Raw genomic sequence first — 4,018 nt, forward strand, 5'->3', positions numbered from 1 at the left:
AGGTACGGCGAAGCGACTGAAGGGGGCGCTGGTGCGACGTGACGGCAGCGTGGTGGAGATCGGTGGCAAGACTGGCACCGGCGACCATCGTTTCGATACCTACGGCCGTGGCGGCAGGCTGATCTCATCACGCATCGTCGACCGCTCGGCCACCTTGGTGTTCCTGATCGGAGACCGCTACTTCGGCACGATGATGGCCTACGTTCACGAGCCCTACGCCGCCAACTACAAGTTCACAAGTGCCATGCCGGCGCAGCTGCTGAAGGCGCTGACCCCTGCCTTGTTGTCGCTGCTCGATGGCGCCAGCTGCGACTCCGAAATCGACGGGCGGAAATAGCACATCCAAAGACGACAGTGGAGAACAGTCCGCCCACGCCACTGTTAGCTGCACGTACCGCACTGACTTCCTCGGTTGGGCGGGGGATCGCACTCAAGTGTTCTCGATGCACTCGTCTGGGCCAAGCGTCAACCCTGTCTGATGGCGCATCTGCACCTGGATTCTGGAGTGAAGGTCCAGGTTCAGGGCTTTCAACGGCATATGCGACCCGATTTGCCGGAGTACTTTGGATTCCGCTCGATCACCCCTGGTCAGCGCGTCGTGCTGAGGCTAGACATCGGTAGCGCAAGGACGAGGCGCTGCTCTTCAAGCAGACGCTCAACGTGCTCGCGGCACTGCATCGTGCCCTGCGCGTGCCGCTGCGCGACCTGGCGCGCATCGAGTCGTTTAGCGACACGCAACTCGCGCTGGCTCGCGTTCGTTCGACGTGGTCGTGTCGGACTTCCGCATGCCGCCGCAGGATGGCGTTTCGTTCCTGCGCGACGTTCGAGGCATCCAGCCCCAGGTGGTGCCGATGATCGCCAGCGGCTCCGCCGACGTCTCCACGCTGGTGCGCGCCATGAACGACGCGCAGGTGGTCCGCTACATCCTCAAGCCCTGGAACGACGAGGAACTCATCCTGGACGTGAAGCTTGCGCTCGAACGCGCCCAGACCGGGCAGGAAGAATCCGCACTGGCCGAAGCGATGCGGGTTCAGCAGGGCCAGCTGCCGGCGCAGGAAGCCGAGCGTCGGCGACTGGAGGCCCAGGAGCCCGGTCTAACCCATGTGGAGTGGGGTCCGAACAGGGAAGTTCTCATGCCGTCTCTGAATTGACCTGCATTCGCCGGCCCAGGAAAACCACCTGCAACTCTATTCAAATAGCGTTCGAAATGCGTGGAACAAATATGACCTCATACTCAAATCGCCGCTCGAATCCCTACGCCGCCACTCATGCAGATCATTGAGTCGTATGCATCGATCAGTACGGGTCTTGCCTCAGACGCTCGTGCCTTCCGCCTCAGTCGATGTGACCGGTCGGCGCACCGGCAGCGTCACCCGAAACGTGGTGCCYTGGTTCAGCACGCTTTCGACRTCGATGCGTCCGTGATGCTTCTGCACGATCCCGTACGACAGCGARAGCCCGAGGCCCGTYCCCTTGCCGACCGGTTTGGTGGTGAAGAAGGGCTCGAAGATGCGCTTGAGCGTGTCCGGMGGRATGCCCGAGCCGGTGTCGGCGACYTCCAGCCAGACGTGCCCGGCATCCGCCTCGACCCCGGTGCGGATCATGATGCGGCCGCGTTCCTCGCCCATCGCCTGGGCCGCGTTGACCACCAGGTTCATCACGACCTGGTTGATTTGCGACGGCAGGCACTCGACGTCTGGAATCACGCCGTATTCCTTGATCAGGTCCGCCTTGTAYTTGACCTCGTTGGCGACCACGTTCAGCGTCGAATCGATGCCCTGGTGCAGATCCGCCCACTGGAAATCCTGCGTGGAATCCACGCGCGAGAAATCCTTCAGGTCCTGCACGATCTGGCGCACCCGCACGATGCCTTGCCTGGACTCGCGCATCAGCACCGGGATGTCTTCCTTCAGGAATTCCAGCTCGACCGCMTCGCGCAGCTTGCGCAGCCTSGCGGCGACGTCGGARGGGCCGATATCGCCTTCGGCRGCCTCGTAGGCAGCCAGCAYCTCGAACAACTTGCCGAGGTAGTCYTCCAGCGTGCCGAAATTGGAGAAGATGTAGCCGATCGGGTTGTTGATCTCGTGCGCSACGCCGGCCGCCARCTGGCCGATCGAGGCGAGCTTCTCCGATTGCACCAGCTGCCCCTGCAGATGYTTGCGCTCGGCCACCTCGGCCTGCAGCGCCTCATTGCTGCTCGTGATCTCGCGCGTGCGCTCCGCCACGGCGTCTTCCAGCCGCGTGAGCTGCGCCGCTGCATCCTGCGTCATCTGCCACTTGGCGGTCAGCATGTTCGCGAGTTGGCGCACCTCGATCGCGTCGAAGGGCTTCTTGAGGATCAACAGCCGGTCSCGCACGTCGAGYGTCGCCAGCACCTCGTCCCACGAGGTGTCGGCGTAAGCRGTGCAGATGACGACCTGAAGCCGCGGATCGATCTGCCACAGGCGCTCGATCGTCTGCACGCCGTCCCAGCCYGGCGGCATGCGCATGTCCACGAAGGCCAGTGCATAGGGTCGGCCCGCGGCSAGCGACGCCTGCACCTGGCCCRCCGCCTCCTGSCCCTGGTAGGCCGAATCGAGCTCGAACACGCTCAGCACCGCCGGCGGTTCGTCTCCGAACAGCGCCGTCTCGGCGGCATCGAGTCCCGCGTGCACCGGTTGCGGCACGAGGATCTTGCGGAAGTCCTCRTGGATCGCCGGCATGTCGTCGACCAGCAGGATCCGCCGGTTCTGCCCGGGTGTCATCGATCGCCCTCCTGCGGGTCGATCGGGATGTCCAGCACGAACGTGGCGCCTTGCCCCGCACCCTCGCTGTGCGCGCTCAGCGTCCCGCCCATCTCGCGGGCCGCCAAGGCACAGCTGTGCAGGCCGAAGCCGTGGCCGTTGCTGCGCGTGGTGAAGCCRTGGACGAAGACGCGCACCAGGTTCTCGGGTGCAATGCCTTCGCCGTTGTCGGCCACCGTGATGCGCAGCACTCGMCCWCCRGCASCTTCCAGCAGCGCGGCGCCCAACGTGATGCACGCGCTGTGGTTCGGTGGCGCACCGCGCATCGCGTGCTTGGCATTGCTGATCAGGTTCACCAGGATCTGCAGCARGCGGTGCCGGTCCAGGCYCARGGCGGGCAGGTCGGGAACCTGYTTCACGACCTCGACCTTGTGRCGGGTCAGGGCACTGACGTTCATGCGCAATGCATCGTCCAGCAGTTCGTCGACCTTCAGRGACTCGACGACGCGCGATGCGCCCGCATACGACTGCTGGGTCGCCACGACCTCCTTGATGTGRTCGACGCTCCTGGCGAGCAGGCCGAGCTCTTCGGCRATGGCCGYCTGCTCGGCCTCCAGAGCCTGCGCCAGKTCGCGCAGATAGCCGGGCAGCAGCTTGCCGCGSGYGTCGCGCGTGAGGAAGTCGCCSAGGTCGYCGGCATGCTCGTCCATCAGGCCGACCGCACGCGCGAGCCCCTTGAGCTTGGAGGCGCGMAGCCGATCGACGATCAGGCCGGCGGAGATGTTGACGCTGTTGAGCACGTTGCCGACGTTGTGCAGCACGTTCGTGGCRATCTCGGCCATGCCGGCCAGGCGCGAMGCTTCGACCAGCTGCCGGTGCACCTCGCCGATSCGGCGCTCGGCTTCCTTCAGGTCGGAGATGTCCTTGGTGATGCCGAAGGTGCCRATGATCTCGCCATCGCGGTTGCGCAGCGGCATCTTGGTGGTCAGCGCCCAGSTGTCGGGCCGCCCGTCCATCCAGGTCTCGCGCTCGACCTTGCCGACCATCGGCAGGCCGGTGCGGATGATCTCCTGCTCGTCCTCRAAGGCCGGCCGGGCATGCGCGTCGGAGAAGACGTCGAAATCCGATTTGCCGACCAACCCGTCGGGTGTCGCCATCCCGAACTGGAGCGCCTGCGCCGCACTCGATTTGATGAAGCGGGACTGCCTGTCCTTGAAATAGATGTGATCCGGTGAGTTGTCCAGCAGGGCCCGCAGCAGGTCGCGTTCGTCGACGCCCGCCGGGAAGTGCTCGGG

At 64.9% G+C, this 4,018-nt stretch carries 2 protein-coding genes and 2 pseudogenes; 2 read left to right on the forward strand and 2 right to left on the reverse strand.

The genetic code is table 11. The annotated features are described in order from the left end of the window. Both AC1DXV_RS32225 and AC1DXV_RS32230 read left to right on the forward strand, forming a co-directional pair. A pseudogene (locus tag AC1DXV_RS32225) lies at positions 1-337 on the forward strand (glycosyl transferase family 51); the annotation flags it as partial. A gap of 424 nt (positions 338-761) precedes the next feature. Next, positions 762-1,151 (forward strand): annotated as a pseudogene (locus AC1DXV_RS32230) (response regulator); the annotation flags it as partial. Positions 1,152-1,313: 162 nt separating this feature from the next. On the opposite strand, the gene AC1DXV_RS32235 reads toward AC1DXV_RS32230, so the two are convergent. Continuing rightward, positions 1,314-2,744 (reverse strand): ATP-binding protein, encoded by a 1,431-nt coding sequence (locus AC1DXV_RS32235; protein ID WP_477869374.1) that lies wholly within the window; start codon positions 2,742-2,744, stop codon positions 1,314-1,316. Further along, positions 2,741-4,018: ATP-binding protein (locus tag AC1DXV_RS32240; RefSeq protein WP_477937555.1), on the reverse strand; the 1,278-nt coding region annotated here is incomplete at its 5' end. The genes AC1DXV_RS32235 and AC1DXV_RS32240, both read right to left, overlap by 4 nt.

This window comes from Rhizobacter sp. P3_C12, assembly GCF_056402735.1.